This is a genomic window from Aquibacillus albus (assembly GCF_016908325.1).
GTDB lineage: Bacteria > Bacillota > Bacilli > Bacillales > Amphibacillaceae > Aquibacillus_A > Aquibacillus_A albus.
Map to the genome: position 1 here is coordinate 57168 of NZ_JAFBDR010000007.1, position 15866 is coordinate 73033.

At 38.6% G+C, this 15866-nt stretch carries 15 protein-coding genes and 1 riboswitch; of the genes, 2 read left to right on the forward strand and 13 right to left on the reverse strand.

Annotated elements, in window-relative coordinates:
• Positions 1–12: 12 nt before the first annotated feature.
• The 9 genes from JOC48_RS07910 to JOC48_RS07950 all read right to left on the reverse strand — a co-directional run bounded on the left by JOC48_RS07910 (position 13) and on the right by JOC48_RS07950 (position 10024).
• Positions 13–537, reverse strand: coding sequence for a (2Fe-2S)-binding protein (locus tag JOC48_RS07910; protein ID WP_204498551.1), 525 nt, complete (start codon positions 535–537; stop codon positions 13–15).
• Positions 516–2795, reverse strand: a complete 2280-nt coding sequence (gene pucD, locus JOC48_RS07915) for a xanthine dehydrogenase subunit D (RefSeq protein ID WP_204498552.1) — start codon at positions 2793–2795, stop codon at positions 516–518. The genes JOC48_RS07910 and pucD overlap by 22 nt, the downstream gene beginning before the upstream one ends.
• Positions 2796–2840: 45 nt before the next feature.
• Positions 2841–3770, reverse strand: coding sequence for an FAD binding domain-containing protein (locus JOC48_RS07920; RefSeq protein ID WP_204498554.1), 930 nt, complete (start codon positions 3768–3770; stop codon positions 2841–2843).
• The gene (locus tag JOC48_RS07925) at positions 3737–4372 is read right to left on the reverse strand and encodes a nucleotidyltransferase family protein (protein ID WP_204498556.1); all 636 of its coding nucleotides are present in this window, start codon (positions 4370–4372) and stop codon (positions 3737–3739) included. The genes JOC48_RS07920 and JOC48_RS07925 overlap by 34 nt, the downstream gene beginning before the upstream one ends.
• Entirely contained in the window at positions 4369–5418 is a 1050-nt protein-coding gene (locus tag JOC48_RS07930) for an XdhC family protein (RefSeq protein ID WP_204498558.1), read from the reverse strand. The genes JOC48_RS07925 and JOC48_RS07930 overlap by 4 nt, the downstream gene beginning before the upstream one ends.
• A gap of 208 nt (positions 5419–5626) precedes the next feature.
• On the reverse strand, positions 5627–6691 hold the full coding sequence (locus JOC48_RS07935; protein WP_204498559.1) for an ABC transporter substrate-binding protein: 1065 nt from the start codon (positions 6689–6691) through the stop codon (positions 5627–5629).
• A 26-nt stretch (positions 6692–6717) separates the two neighbouring features.
• Positions 6718–7578 (reverse strand): ABC transporter permease, encoded by an 861-nt coding sequence (locus JOC48_RS07940; protein WP_204498560.1) that lies wholly within the window; start codon positions 7576–7578, stop codon positions 6718–6720.
• A 1-nt stretch (position 7579) separates the two neighbouring features.
• Positions 7580–8368, reverse strand: coding sequence for an ABC transporter ATP-binding protein (locus JOC48_RS07945; protein ID WP_204498561.1), 789 nt, complete (start codon positions 8366–8368; stop codon positions 7580–7582).
• 237 nt (positions 8369–8605) lie between these two features.
• The gene (locus JOC48_RS07950) at positions 8606–10024 is read right to left on the reverse strand and encodes an 8-oxoguanine deaminase (protein WP_204498562.1); all 1419 of its coding nucleotides are present in this window, start codon (positions 10022–10024) and stop codon (positions 8606–8608) included.
• 247 nt (positions 10025–10271) lie between these two features.
• Here JOC48_RS07950 and trhO point away from each other — a divergent pair, with 247 nt between their 5' ends.
• A complete protein-coding gene (gene trhO, locus JOC48_RS07955) occupies positions 10272–11246 on the forward strand; it encodes an oxygen-dependent tRNA uridine(34) hydroxylase TrhO (RefSeq protein ID WP_204498564.1) in 975 nt (324 codons plus the stop codon).
• A gap of 120 nt (positions 11247–11366) precedes the next feature.
• Positions 11367–11906, forward strand: coding sequence for a hypothetical protein (locus JOC48_RS07960; RefSeq protein WP_204498566.1), 540 nt, complete (start codon positions 11367–11369; stop codon positions 11904–11906).
• A gap of 212 nt (positions 11907–12118) precedes the next feature.
• On the opposite strand, the gene ribH is transcribed toward JOC48_RS07960, so the two are convergent.
• Genes ribH through ribD form a run of 4 tightly spaced genes read right to left on the reverse strand, consistent with a single transcriptional unit; the run spans position 12119 to position 15550 of the window.
• On the reverse strand, positions 12119–12586 hold the full coding sequence (gene ribH / locus JOC48_RS07965) for a 6,7-dimethyl-8-ribityllumazine synthase (protein WP_204498568.1): 468 nt from the start codon (positions 12584–12586) through the stop codon (positions 12119–12121).
• 12 nt (positions 12587–12598) lie between these two features.
• Positions 12599–13792, reverse strand: coding sequence for a bifunctional 3,4-dihydroxy-2-butanone-4-phosphate synthase/GTP cyclohydrolase II (locus JOC48_RS07970; RefSeq protein WP_204498571.1), 1194 nt, complete (start codon positions 13790–13792; stop codon positions 12599–12601).
• 18 nt (positions 13793–13810) lie between these two features.
• On the reverse strand, positions 13811–14461 hold the full coding sequence (ribE, locus tag JOC48_RS07975) for a riboflavin synthase (RefSeq protein WP_204498573.1): 651 nt from the start codon (positions 14459–14461) through the stop codon (positions 13811–13813).
• The gene (ribD, locus tag JOC48_RS07980) at positions 14462–15550 is read right to left on the reverse strand and encodes a bifunctional diaminohydroxyphosphoribosylaminopyrimidine deaminase/5-amino-6-(5-phosphoribosylamino)uracil reductase RibD (RefSeq protein WP_204498575.1); all 1089 of its coding nucleotides are present in this window, start codon (positions 15548–15550) and stop codon (positions 14462–14464) included.
• Between the two features lie 110 nt (positions 15551–15660).
• Positions 15661–15812: riboswitch (FMN riboswitch) on the reverse strand.
• Positions 15813–15866: the final 54 nt, after the last annotated feature.

Below are 15866 nucleotides of genomic sequence, written 5' to 3' on the forward strand. Positions count from 1 at the left end.
TTTATCGAATCATTAATTTTTGTTCATTCCCTCTTTTATCGCTCTCTGAACCGACCGAATAATCCCTCCATAACCTGTACATCGGCACAAGTTACCAGATAATGCTTCTTTAATCTCCTCTTCCGTAGGATTACTATTTTCATAAATTAATGCCTTAACAGCCATGACCATCCCCGGGGTACAATATCCGCACTGAAAACCACCTTCCTCTAAAAAGGCCTTTTGTATGGTGTGTAATTGATTATTTGTATTTATTCCTTCAATTGTTGTTATCTGCGATTGATCTACTTGATAAGCCATAACAAGACATGCATTAACTAAGTGACCATCCATCATCACAGAACACGCTCCACATCGTCCAATACCACAAGAAATTTTTGTCCCTGTTAAGTCTAGCTGTCCCCTAATAATATCTATTAATCGCATGGTTGGCTCGACACTCAATTCAAGCATCCTACCATTCATATGAAAAGAAATTAAAATATGTCGATCGGTTGATTTATTTGTCAAAATATCTATTGTCCTACTTTCATCCATGATGTTACACTCCTTTTACCAGAAGCATTCAAAATTTCTTCTGATGAAATTGGCAATTTGTTTGCCCAATATCCGATCGCGTTATGAACAGCCTTTGTTATTGCTGGTGCAACGGCAACAGAGCCAATCTCACCAACTCCTCTAGGACCGTAAACATCACCATCATCCAACGACTCAATCGCTTCTACTCCTAAGGCAAACGGAACATCCTGTATGCTAGGTATTAAATAGGAATCTAAATTTTCGGTTATATACTTCCCTTCTTGCATGAAGGCCTCTTCCATCAGCGTATAACCTAATGACATGACCCCACCGCCTTCTATCTGGCCGCGGTACCCTATTTTATTAACAACAGGTCCAGCAGCTATCACTTGATCTAAATCAATCACTTTTACCTTTCCAGTTAATAAATCTATTTCAACCTGCGCCATTACACCACTAAACGTATAAAGAAAGTGGCCACCATCAACCTCATCTGGTGTCGTTGGAAAATCAAAGCTAGTATTCGTTACGATTGCACTAGACGTATGCTTCACTAGCTGTTTATAGGTTAATAAAGGTTTAGAATGGTATTGGTCAGAATATATGCCACCCTTCCCCATCCTTAAATGTTTTTGTGAAATATTTAATTGCTTTGCTGCGCTTTGAATAATCTCTTCTGTAAAGTGTGTTTTCATTCGTTGAACCGCGTGCCACACCATACTTGTACCTCGAGAAGCAGTTGTTGAACCGGATGGCGGTACTAGGGATGTATCCCCAATGACAATGGATAAATCATCGGCACTAACACCTAGTTCTTCCGTAACAATCATTTCAATCACAGCCAAAATACCTTGACCAAATTCCTCAAATCCAAAAGCAATTTCAATTTTTCCATCCTCATTTAATGAAAGTCGACCACCTGCAGGATCTAATCGACCATAGCCTAAGCCGCCACCATGCATGGTAATAGCTATTCCCGTTCCACGTTTTTTCCACCTCTCAGGCTCTTGATTCGTCTTTTTATCTTGATAGAGTGAAGCAATACCTTCAAGAACTTCAGAGGCTCCATTCGTTTTCGCAATCCGATGTCCTAACGGGCCGACATCATCACGTTTTCTTAAGTTCATTCTCCGAAAATCGATCGGGTCCATTTGAAGCTTTTCTGCCAAACGATCAATCTGACCCTCTAAAGCAAATGCCACTTGGTTTCCGCCAAAACCTCTAAATTCTCCGGATACTCCATTATTTGTAAAGACGGAAACTCCTTCTGTATTTACATTTTCAATCACATATGGTCCAGTTGCGTGTTCAACGGCAAAATCTAACACCGCTGGCCCTAGTGTAGAATACGCTCCGGTATCAGCAATTATTTTAACCTGGTGCGCAATAATTTTTCCATGTTCATCTACTCCAGTTTTCATCGTGATTTTCATTGGATGCCGCTTGATACCTGAAATAACGGATTCTTTTCTCGTTTGGTGAATTTTTACAGGCCGAGCCGTTTTAAGTGCTAGTATAGCTGCATACGGTTGTATATTTAGCTCATCTTTACCTCCAAATGATCCCCCTATCGGACTGGATACAATTCTGATTTTCTCTTCCGGTATATTTAAAATTCGAGATAATTGAAATCTATCTTTATATCCATGTTGTGTACCAACTAATACAGTAATTGCTCCATTTGCTTCAGGAACAATCACTCCACCCTCTGTTTCCATATACGTATGCATTTGCCGAGGAACATGATAGGTTTGTTCGACGATGTCTATACATTTTTCAAATCCTTTTTCCACATCCCCTTTTTGATAGGAAGCCTGATGAAGGATATTCCCCTTTTGGTGCAGTAAAGGAGCATCTACTTCTAAAGCTTTCTCTGGAGAATCCAACGTAGGTAGAGGGTCATATTCCACACGAATTAATTTCACGGCTCTTTCAGCTATTTCCGGAGATTTTGCAGCAACTGCAGCAACCGCATCCCCAACATAACGAACTTTATCTTGACAGAGTACGGGTTGATCAGGCATAACTATACCAAAACCGTTTAAGCCAGGTACGTCCTTATAAGTAATTACCGCTTCAACTCCAGGTAGTTGTTCAGCATCCTTTGTGTTAATCGATAAAATATTCGCATGCGGATAAGCACTTCTTACTATTTTTCCGTAAAGCATATGTTCACGTTTGAGGTCGGTTAAATATTTTAACTCTCCCGTTACCTTAGCAGCACCATCCGGCCGCACCCGATGGTTTCGTGTATATTTATTTGCTTGTTGACTCACGGACAGATAACTCCTTTCTGCAAATAATTAAACAATCGATTTTTCTTATCTATTCGCTTGCATTGTAAGTAATTCTGAAACGATAACATTGGCTGCAACTGTCCTTCTGTACTCACCAGAAACGAACGGATCTGAAATTGGATGAAATTCAGCATTGATAGCTTCATAAGCTTCTAACAGTAAATGATCTGTTATTTTAGAACCATATAATATATCTTCACATATTTTTAATCGTTGAGGATGATGGCTCCCTCCGCCTACCGCCAATTTAATATCGACAACCATTTGATCGTAATCACAAACACAATAACCAGCTATCGTAATTAGGGAAGGAATAAATGACTCTCGACGTCCCACCTTTTTAAACCAGCTTTTTTCCTGAATCGAAACTGATTTTTCTGGTAATAAAAGGCTTGTGATTATATGCTGGTTTGAAGCAAAGTTTTTCAAGTAACTCCACAGGGAATCGACTTGTAATTTCGTACCATCAAACCAAGATACCTTGGCATCGAGTACCAATAAAGCAGGAATAGAATCACCAACCCCGTAGACAATGTTGCCACCTATCGTTCCTCGATTTCTCACAGCAGGAGAAGCAATATCGCTGATAGACTCTGCGAGTAATTGCCATCCCTCTTGAATAAGAGGATCTTTTTTACAGACAGCCAGACTCGTCAATGCCCCAACCCGCAAATAGGCGTCGGAGCAGTTATCTTCCAGCTTACTAATTCCATTCATTTCTTGTATGTTTTCTAAACTTATTAAATGACCCGGAAAAGGAGTGCCCTGCTCACGTTGCATTTGCAGTAGCGTACCTCCCGAAATATATTTGGCATCATCACCAAAGCGTTTTTTCAGTTCCCACGCTTCTTCGACTTGCTTTGGCTTCCAGACCATTATGGATGTTTGTTCCTCTCCAGTAGTCGGCGGATCGGAATGACTTAACCTACTTCCATTACCTGTTGTTTTATCCATTGGTAATCTTCCTCTGTATCAATGTCATAAAAATATCGCTCCTTATCAAAGTCGATAGCTATCCCATTATTTTTCATTTGCGATCTTAAAATTTGTCGTGCTCCTTGATCTCCTTTTAGGCGTAATAATTGAGAGAACAAATGTTTAGAAAATAATATTGGAGGCTGGAATCTACCTTTATTATTAGAGGCTACAAACGAAATCCTATTATGATTCACTGATGCTTGAATAAAGCATTCAATCAACTGATCTAGCATCCCCTTTGTCACAAATGGTTGATCCGCTAATTGAACAAGAACCCCGTCAGCACTCATCTTAATAGCTCTCTTAACACCAGCTTGTAGAGAATATGCCTGCCCAAGATGTGCGTTTACACACGGTATGATTGATAATCTAGTTTCAGACGACGGAAAATCAATCCACGGATAAGAATGTTGAGGATTAGTAACTACTAGTATATGATCAAGCCTTGAGGCCAACGCCGATTGAAGTGACAGACTTCCAATTGCCGTTTCCCCAATGGAAAGCGACAATTTGTCTCTGCCCATCCGCTCACTTTTACCAGCAGCCAGTATAACTCCTATTAATTTCGGTGGATTCATAGACTTATAGCCCCTCTTAACTGTGCTTTATTAGAAAGTTGAATCAATTCTGCCACTACACTAATCGCGATTTGTTCTGCTCCAATTGCATCGATATTCAATCCGATTGGTGACGTTATTTTTGAAGGAATTTCTTCTCCTCCAAGTAATCTTTTTGTTCTTTGTCGAGATCCCAGTATTCCTAGATAACGTAATTCCAGATTTAGTAAAAAAGAAACAATTTGTTTATCCCTGTTGAAGTTATGGGTTAATATGACGACGAAATCATGAGAGGATATAGAAAGCTGGTTCATCACTTCATCCGGAAAACCTATCGTTATGTTGTCTGCAGTAGGAAAATATTTTTTATTACACAATGCTGGCCTCCAATCAATGACATGCACAGAAAAACCCGCTTTTGATGCAAAATCAACTAATGGCCTTGCATCAGTACCTGCCCCAAAAACAAACAGACGCGGCTTTGGTTGAATTTGATGAATATAAATAGTAGAGGATAACTCATTTATTTTTCTTATACCACTTTTAAAGAAAGGGGATGGAGTGTTTGAAGCTAATTGCTTTAATTCTGCTGGTATGTCGCCAATCCATTCTCCAAAGACTTCTTGACTGTCAACAAAAAATAAATATTCATTTTCATTTGTTTGACACTTAATCTTTTTAATGGATGTCACTGCTTTACCCAATTCCAGGTAATGTTTCAATTTCATCAGGTGCGACTTTAATGGAGCATCTACAACTTCCATGAGTACTCGAATAACGCCATTACATCCAGACCCTTCTCCCCATGACAACTCGTCAACACTTTTCATATTATAGGTAACAAGTGGGTCTGTATGATGTAACCCAACTTCAATCCTGGCGGCCAAATCTTCTTCAAGGCAACCCGCACTTAACATACCTACATGAGCACCATCCTGTTTAAACAACATAGATGCTCCTTCTTTTTTATAGGCAGATCCTTCTACATCAACGATTGTCGCTAAAACATGACCATCATTATCCGAAGAGACACAAACTTCATTTATAATGTCATACATATCTTCCATAACCCGAATCTCCCTTATCTTAAATCCAATAAAACAGCCAACTATTTTGGTTGTTCATTGCATGTTTCTAATCATCGTAAAATATTCTCACTTTAATCTCTATTACTTTGTAAGTTTTTCCTACATAGTAGTTGTAGGAAAGACCTTAGTTCCTAATTAAAACTAAGGTCTTTTCCATCGAACTGGTAAATGAATACTAATTATTAAACTAGTTTTCTGGTAAATATTCAGTTGTAAAGATTTCATTTGCATCAAACGTTTCTTCTAATAATCCAAGCTCTGCTAGCTGATCAATTAACGTTTGCCAGCGCTCTTCAGACATATACCCAACACCATGTTCAGCAGCATCGCCTCCATAAATAAATTCCTCTTGTGTTTCTTGCTCAAATTTGAAAGCCTCAAACGAAATATCAGGATTCGCTTCATTAATGACTTCCGTAATTTCATCTGGAGAATCTTTATAGCTGTTCCAACCCTTTACAAAGGAAGTAACCATTTTTTGTACAGTTTCCTCATTACTCTCTAAGTAATCTCTTGTAACATATAACACAATATTATACGGGTCATATCCAGCTTCAGAAATTAATAGTGTTTCTGTTTCAATACCTTCCTCACCCAAAAAGTATGGTTCTGACGTCACAAAGGCTTGGCTTACTGATGAAGGATCATTAATAAAATTAGCGTGATCACCTGTGTAGGATATCTCTTCTACACCACTCAAGTCATATTTGCTTTTGAGATAATCCCAATAAGTAATCCCAGGTTGAATATACGCTGTTCTGCCATTCAATTCTTCAAAGTCTGTTACACCTTCACCTTCATGGAACATGAATGCTTGCGGACTTCCTTGCATTGCTGTCGCAACTGCAACTAAATCAATTCCTTGGTTTTTTGCAATTACCATTTGGTCCGCATGGGCTAAACCAAATTCCGAACTACCGGATGCTACCATTTGAATAGAAGAAACTTGTGGACCACCAGGCTCAATCTCCACCTCTAAACCATTTTCTTCAAAAATCCCTCGCTCTCTTGCAGCATAAACACCACCATGCTGGGCCTTAGAAAACCAGTTTAAAACAATTTTAACCGACTCCAAGGATACCTCTTCAGAACCTTCTTGCGCTTCAGAATCGGAAGACGAGCTAGTATCTGTACCTTCTGATTCAGAAGAATCCGGTGAGCTGCTTTCAGCTTCACCGCTACAAGCTGCTAACAATAAAGCGAAAAGAATACTAACTAACAACAAATAAGACTTTTTAACCGTCACTTTCATACATAAATCCCCCTAATATTTATTTTCTATTTTTCAACTTTCATCGCAGACTCATGCCAAGACCTCAACATGAGATGCGAAAATAAACTAACGAGTAGATAGAAACTAATTCCTAATATTGCTGCTGCAATACCACAGGCAAATAAGTAAGGTGTTTTCACTTGAATTGCCGCTACCGTTATTGCATAACCCAATCCACCTTTTCCTCCACCAATACCTGCTACATATTCACCAACAATCGCCCCAACGATCGATAATGTACAAGATATCTTTAAACCCGCCATAATAAACGGTAAAGCGGCAGGTATTCTTAATTTCCACATTCGCTGCCATTTAGAAGCATTGTATAGGGTAAATAGCTCATCCATATTTTTATCAACGGAATTCAATCCCATTAATGTGTTTGAAATAATAGGGAAAAATCCAATCAAAAATGAGATTACGACAATCGCATTGAATCCAGCTCCAAACCAAATGACGACAATTGGTGCTACTGCAACTACAGGAATCGTTTGTAGAATAATAGCATAAGGATAGATACTTCTTTCTAAAATCTTAGAGCTTGCCAACAAAATTGAAATAAAAATACCTACAACTGCACTAACAAGGAATCCAGTGACAGACTCTATTACTGTTATCTGGACTGCCGGCCATAGTAAATCCCAATCTTTAATTGTCGCTTCAACGACATCTGTTGGCTTTGGCAATATATAGTGCTTTAAACCGAGTAAAACTGGAATTGCTTGCCACAGTGCAATAAAGATGATAAAGGCAACAATTGGCCCCAGATATACATTTTTAAACGTCATCCATATTTTTCTTTCCTTTGGTTTCTTTACTTTTGATACAACATTTTGTTTTGAGACTTGTAAGGAAGGTGACTCCATCTTAACCAATCTCCTTTCGATCTGAACTTGTTTCCAGATGATCAGAAGCTAAATCAACGTACTCCGTAAACGTTGGATTTGTTCTTACAGATAACTCCCTAGGATACGGAAGGTCAATATCGATCAACGATGACAAACGCCCCGGACGAGCGGACATAACTGCAATTCTCGATGAGAGAAATACCGCTTCGTACACGTTATGTGTGACGAATAAAACAGTCATATTTTCCTGTTGCCAAATATCTAAAAGCTCCATTTGCAATGTTTGTCGTGTAATTTCATCTAATGCACCAAAAGGCTCATCCATTAATAGCATTCTAGGCTTTGCGGCTAACGCACGAGCAATCGACACTCTCATCTTCATTCCACCTGATAATTGCCTAGGGTACGATTTTAGATGATCCTTCAGCCCCACCATCTCTAACACTCGTAATGCCGTTTGCTTACTTTCCTTTTTATTTCCTCCTCTTAGCTCCAGCGGAAGAAGCACATTATCTAGAACGTTTCGCCAAGGTAAAAGGTTAGCATCTTGAAAGACAAAGGCAATATCATTTGTCTGTTGAATCATTTCTTTTGGTTTCTTGTTAAAAACACTTACATCTCCATCAGTTGCTTCACCTAAACCCGCAACCATTCTTAATGCCGTAGATTTACCACACCCAGAGGGCCCGAGAAAACTTAGGAACTCCCCTTCCTTAACGGATAAATGAAAATCACTTAATGCAACTGTCCCACCAGTATATGTCTTACCAACATGATTAAAAGAAACTACTTCATTGGCAACACCCAATGTGATCCCTCCTAATAATTTCTGAAAAAATAGTCTTTTATTAATATTCAGATAATTTTAGTTATAAACATGAATATGTTATATTTCATAACATTTTTTGTTAGTTATTATTACTTAAATACCATCGTAATTTATTTCTAGTTTTTTGTCATTAGTTAAAATAAATGAATCGAAGGAAACTATTTAGACAACTTGACTAAAAATTCTTCCTTAAAACAAAAAAATAAAACGAAACTCCTAATTGAAGTTTCGCTTGATCCTAGACTTTCTATAATTTATTTTTGAGTGTTTCATAGCAGTTTCAACCATTCGGCTTGCTGAAGCTTGTGCTTGCCTAGCAATAAGCTGTTCATCAATCGTAACTAACTGCCCATCCTTTACAGCAACTTTTCCTCCAACGATGGTCATATCTACTTGCGGAGTACCAGTTAGTATCGGTAAAGAAACATCATCAAATAAGGCACCAGCAAATTCTAACCTGTTGGAATCAATGAAAAACATATCTGCTGCTTTTCCAACCTCCAAGGAACCGATCGCATCATCCCACCCTAATACTTTTGCCGATCCGTTAGTAGCTACAGCTAGACAATCCTCTGCACTAAGCGCTTTCGTACCATGTTGAAGATTATGAAGCAAATTCATTACTTTTGTCTCCATTAAAAGATTTGAGGAATCATTCGATGCAGACCCATCCACACCAAGACCAACTTTTACATTCGATTGGAGCATTTTCATGATTGGCATCGTTCCAGATTTCATTTTCATGTTACTACTTGGACAATGAGCAACACCACATCCGCATGAACCTAACTTCACAATCTCATCATCATTAAACCATATTCCGTGTGCGTACCAAACATCATCTCCTACCCAACCAGTACTTTCCATTAAATCCAAGGGCCGCATGGCTAATTTCTCCACGCAATATTCCTCTTCATCTCTTGTCTCAGCTAGGTGTGTGTGCATGCGAACACCATAACTCCTTGCTAATGCAGCAGATTCTTTTAGTAAATCAGGGCTAACAGAAAAAGGCGAGCATGGTGCTACACCAACCCTTAGCATCGAAAAACGACTTGAATCATGATATTGTTCAATCACTCTCATTGTATCCTTAAGAATGGTGTCTTCGGTTTGAACTACTTCATCTGGTGGTAGTCCCCCTTTTGATTTACCTAAACTCATTGACCCCCTTGTCGGGAAAAAACGAATACCTAGCTCCTGAGCAGCTTTTATTTCCTCATCAATAAGCTCACCGCTAACCCCATTTGGAAAAACATAAAAATGATCTGCTGCAGTTGTACATCCACTTTTCAATAATTCACCTAACCCTACCATAGCACTGAAATAAATATCCTCGGGCTTAAGATGACGCCATATATCATAAAGGGTGATCAACCAGTCAAACAACTCACAATTTTGTACGAATGGAATATTCCTAGTAAATGTTTGATACAAGTGATGATGTGTATTAATGAGGCCCGGATAAACAATTTTACCTCGAGCATCAATGACTGTATCTGCTGTTTCATATGGAAGGTCTGCTCCAATCGCTTTTATCTCCTGACCTTCGATGTAAATGCTACCACCAGGAAATTTCTCTTCCTTATCATTCATCGTAATTATGTTTCTTGCATTTTTAATAAGCATCGTTTTCATGAACATCACCTATTCTTTACATAATGGAATTGTTTAAGCGCAACTTAATAATAACTTCTATCTTATCGCAGTTTTCAGAAAATTCAATATGTAAGGTAGATTCTCCTTTAACGTTTTACCAATTATTCTCATGTTGTTTTTTACATGGGTTTTTGATAAAATATTAGCTTGCAAGAGAGATGTAAATAAATATCCGACCTAAACACATTTGTATCTTGCAAATATAAATTGATAGGTGGTAATAATAATGGAAAAGAAAGAAAAATATCAAGTATTACTTTATTACAACTATGTACCAATTGAGGATCCTGAAGCGTTTGCAGATGAACATTTGAAGTTTTGTAAAGACCTTGAATTGAAAGGTCGAGTGCTTGTCGCAGAAGAAGGGATCAACGGTACTGTATCTGGTACAGTAGAACAAACGAATAAGTATATGGAAGCAATGCACAATGATCCACGATTTGCTGACATGGTATTTAAGGTGGATGAATCGGATGGTCATGCATTCAAAAAAATGCACGTTCGACCTCGTCCTGAGCTTGTAACACTTCGCTTAGAAGATGATGTTAACCCGAAAGATACAACTGGAAAATATTTGAGTCCTAAAGAATTTTATGAAGCGATGCAAGATGAGGATACAGTTGTATTAGATGCAAGAAATGATTATGAATATGACCTAGGTCATTTCAGAGGTGCTATTCGTCCTGAAATTGAAACATTCCGTGAACTGCCTGAATGGGTAGAAGAAAATAAAGATAAACTAGAAGGAAAAAAAATATTAACGTATTGTACTGGTGGAATCCGCTGCGAAAAATTTTCTGGATGGCTTGTTGAAAAAGGATTTGAAGATGTAGGCCAATTGCACGGTGGTATCGTAACCTACGGAAAAGATCCAGAGGTTCAAGGAGAGCTTTGGGACGGACAGCTTTACGTGTTTGATGAACGAATTGCTGTTCCTGTAAATAAAAAAGAACATGTAGTCGTTGGTAAGGATTACTTTGACGGACAGCCATGTGAGCGTTATATCAATTGTGCAAATCCTGAGTGTAACAAACAGATTCTTTGTTCTGAAGAAAATGAACATAAATATATGCGCGGATGCTCACACGAGTGCCGCGTCTCTCCACGAAATATGTATGTAGAAGAACACAATCTTTCTCAGGAAGAAATTGATGAAAGACTAAAACGAATTGAACAAGAAGATAGGATTCCAGCTAAATAGGATTAAAAGGCAGCCAATTTGGCTGCCTTTTAATATATATATAAAATACATTTTTTTGGTTATGATTGTCCACTTACTAAAATATATTTTATCATACGCAACGATAGTAGGTGGGATTAAATGATTCAATTCATTATCGATCATAAATGGTATATACTTGTTTTATCAGAAGTAGGATTTTGGATAGCGTTCTTACTTTTTTTATGGCTTCGTTATTGGTTTGAGGCTAGAGGCCAGTTACTATGCCTGTATATTGCCATCATTAACCAACTACTCACTATTCCTCTTGCAGTAGTTGATTATATGTATTTCGGACAAGCTACATGGTTTCACCTGATTGTTATTGCTATTTACATATATGCTATTTTTCGTGGACCAATAGATATGCGTAAAATTGATAAATATATACAAAAGGTTGCATGGGAAATAAAAAATAAAACACCATTTCGATACTCTAGAAGCTCACAAACTAACTCCTCCACTTATTACAGGTATTTCAAGCGCAAAAAGTTTTACATGCATGTTACTTTGTTTATTAGCGTCTCAACTACATGCATCATAACACCCTATCACTACCCAGTTCATCTCATCTTCCTGTGGGCCATTCTGTTATTCATTGAAGGCAGTAAATCGATATCAAAATACACGCGGAGGCATTAGGGATATTCGTGTCGGAACAGGAAGAGATTATGCGGATGTAAATCCTCTACAATGGTTTATCAAGGTGGAAATCACAAGCTGGAAGTCAAGGTTTTTGACAAATTATTGGCACAGTAAAGGAAAAGACCGGACATTTGCCCGGTCTTTTTCAATAGAGAATCGAAATGATAGAGGTAAAAAGGTAAATCCGCTTTAAGACGTTACCAACCCTATTAACCAATATTCCTCAACAGGTTAGCCATTTCAATCGCTGATACAGCCGCTTCTGCACCTTTATTACCCGCTTTTGTACCTGCTCTTTCAATGGCTTGCTCAATTGTATCTGTTGTTAATACTCCAAAAATTACCGGTAAACCTTCATCCATTGATGCATTTGCTACACCTTTTGAAACTTCACTGCTAACATAATCAAAATGTGGAGTAGAGCCTCTTATAACCGTACCAAGTGTAATCACTGCATCATACTTGCCTGATGCTGCCATTTTTTTTGCAACTAATGGGATTTCAAATGCACCCGGAACCCATGCAATCGAAACATCCTCTTCCTTTACGCCATGACGTCTTAGTGTATCTTGAGCACCGCCTAATAATTTGCTCGTAATAAACTCGTTAAATCTACCAACTACGATACCTACTTTTAAGTCTGTGCCAACTAAATTTCCTTCAAAAACGTTACTCATTTTCGTTTCCCCCTAAAATTTTAATAAATGGTCTAATTTTGCAACTTTTGTTTTTAAATACTTTTCATTATCTTTATTTGCAGGTATTTGAATTGTTTCCCGTTTAACAACCTCTAATCCATAATCACCCATACTCGATATCTTTCGAGGATTATTTGTCAATAACCGAACCTTTTTAACTCCTAGGTCTTTAAGTATTTGCGCACTGACCGCATAATCACGTAAATCATCCGGGAATCCCAGCTGGTGATTGGCTTCTACAGTATCAAACCCTTGTTCTTGAAGCTTATAAGCCCGAAGCTTATTCAACAAGCCAATTCCTCTACCCTCCTGCCTCATATAAACGAGCACACCTTTTCCATCTGCTTCGATTTGATGTAGTGCTTTTGCTAATTGCGGACCGCAATCACATCGATAGGAACCAAACACATCCCCTGTTAAACATTCGGAATGAACCCTAACTAACACTGGATCATTCGGTTTGATTTCTCCTTTATATAAAGCAAGGTGTTCTAGACCGGTCACTTTTTCTGTATAAGCAGCAAGCTTAAAATCACCATATTCCGTTGGTAAGTTAATTTCAATTTCTTTATTTATTAACTTATCATGCTTCTTTCGATATGCAATTAAATCTTTAATCGTAATGATAGAAAGGTTATGTTTTTCAGCGAATTTTTCTAGTTGTGGTAATCGAGCCATTGTTCCATCTTCATTCATAATTTCACAAATGACACCAATTGGAGCAGATCCTGCTAATCGAGCTAAATCAACCGCCGCTTCCGTATGTCCTTGTCTTTCCAGGACTCCTGCATCTTTTGCAACTAACGGAAACACGTGTCCCGGTCTTTTAAAATCAGCGCCTGTTGTTTCTGGATCTAAAAACTTCTGAATCGTTAACGCACGTTCATAAGCGCTAATTCCAGTTTCTGTCAATTTATGATCAACACTTACCGTAAATGCTGTTCCATGTGCATCTGTATTATTTGTTACCATCGCATTTAATTCAAACATTTGAGCCATATTAGTTGACATCGGAGTACAGATTAATCCTTTTCCTTCAGAAGCCATAAAATTAATCGATTCCGGAGTTGCATGCTCAGCCAAAAGCACAAAGTCACCTTCATTTTCCCGATCTTCATCATCAACGACAATAATCATTTTTCCTGCTTTCAACTCTTCAATTGCCTTTTCGATTGTCTGTATCACTTGTGGTCCCTCCTATTCTTAGAAGCCGAACTGCTTAAGCTTTTCCTCCGTCAAGCCTTCCTTAGTCTCTTGAGAATCAGCTTTAGCAGTGAGTAACCGATCCATATATTTCGCTAACATATCGTATTCGACATTAACGACATCACCTAATTTTTTATTGCCTATCACCGTCGCTCTTCTTGTCTCCGGGATAAGCGAGATAACGAAACCATCCTCTTCCACTCCAAATACCGTAAGTGAAGTTCCATCCACACAAATTGAACCTTTGAGTGCGACAAATGGTAATCCTTCCGTTGGTATCGCAATAAAAATGTACTGAGCATTATCTTCTGTCCACGTTCTATCAATCGTACCTACTGCATCCACATGTCCTGATACAAAATGACCGCCAAACCTACCGGATGCGGACATCGCTCTTTCTAAATTCACTTCCGAACCAACTGTAACTTTGGCTAAAGAAGAACCTCGAAATGTTTCCGGAATCACATCAACTAAAAAACGGTCTTTATCATATGAAGTTACCGTTAAGCAAACACCATTTACCGAGATACTGTCACCAACCGCTACACCACTCGTTACTTTTGCAGCTTCAATCGTTAAGGATAAGGAACTTTTATTTCTAGCTATACTTATAACTTTCCCTTTTTCTTCTACAATACCAGTAAACATCTACACTTTCTCCTTTCTAGGATGCGCGGTAACCTTAATATCCGGACCAATTTGTTCAAGGGAAGTCACTTCAAGACTCACGGCTTCATTCATGAAAGCTGGAGAAGATCCTCCAATAGGCGTGAATGCATCACTACCGCCAAGTAGTTTCGGTGCGATATACCAATGGATGACTTGGAATAAACGATTATCTATAAACGACCGGTGAACTGCACTTCCACCCTCTACATACAACGATTGAATCTTCCGCTCTCCTAAAAGACTAAGCACATCATCAAGATTAATTTGTTTGGAGGTCATCTGAATAATATCTACGTGCGGGTATTGCTTCGAAAATTCAGTCGCATCCGCTTCTAAACCGCAAATAATCCAAGTCGGCGCTTCTTGATTTAAGACATGAACGTTCTCATTTATCTTTAAATGTGTATCTAAAACAATTCGAATGGGATTTTTTCCACCTTGGGGCAATCTGGTGGTTAACTGGGGATTATCCTGTAAAACCGTATTGATCCCAACTAGGATAGCATCATGGATGGAACGCTGGTAATGAACATCTTCTCTCGCTTGCTCCGACGTTACCCACTTACTATCTCCAGATGAGGTAGCAATTTTACCATCCAATGTCATCGCTGCTTTCAGCGTGACAAAAGGCTGCTTCCTTTGAATAAAATGGAAAAATTTACGGTTCAACTCTAAAGCTCTTGCTTCTTGAATACCAATTTCAACATCAATTCCAGCTTTTTGCAGCTTTTCTACTCCTTTTCCAGCGACATCTGGATTTGGATCTAAGCAGGCAATATAGGCTTTCTTTACCTTTCGTTCGATAATCAAATCTGCACAGGGTGGTGTTTTACCATGATGAGCACATGGCTCAAGCGTGACGTAGATATCTGCACCTTCTGCGTCTTCCCCTGCTTGCTCTAGCGCATGAACCTCCGCATGAGCTTTACCAGCTTGTAAGTGTGTACCGATTCCTAGAATCCTACCATCTTTTACAACTACCGCTCCTACAGATGGATTTGGACTTGTTTGACCAATTGTTTTTTCGGCCATTGTTAAAGCTAAATCCATATATTCTTCTTTTTTCAAGTAAACACATCCTTTCCATGGTTGGAAAGAAGCAAGAAGCCCCGGAATTCATATCCCGGGGCAATTTTTAGCAAATGGAAAAAACGTAACAAAGATAGATACGCCTCATTCATTTCCTTTTCCCATCCAGACTTTAACTGTCGGCTTTGGATTCACACCAAATCCACCATCGCATAAACATGCTCCGGGTCACGGACTTAAGGTACATACGATCATACCCATCACCGTCGGTCGGGATTTTCACCCTGCCCCAAAGGAAATCCTTATATTCGATTGTAATTATCATACCATTTTGCGAATGAAATTGCACATAAAT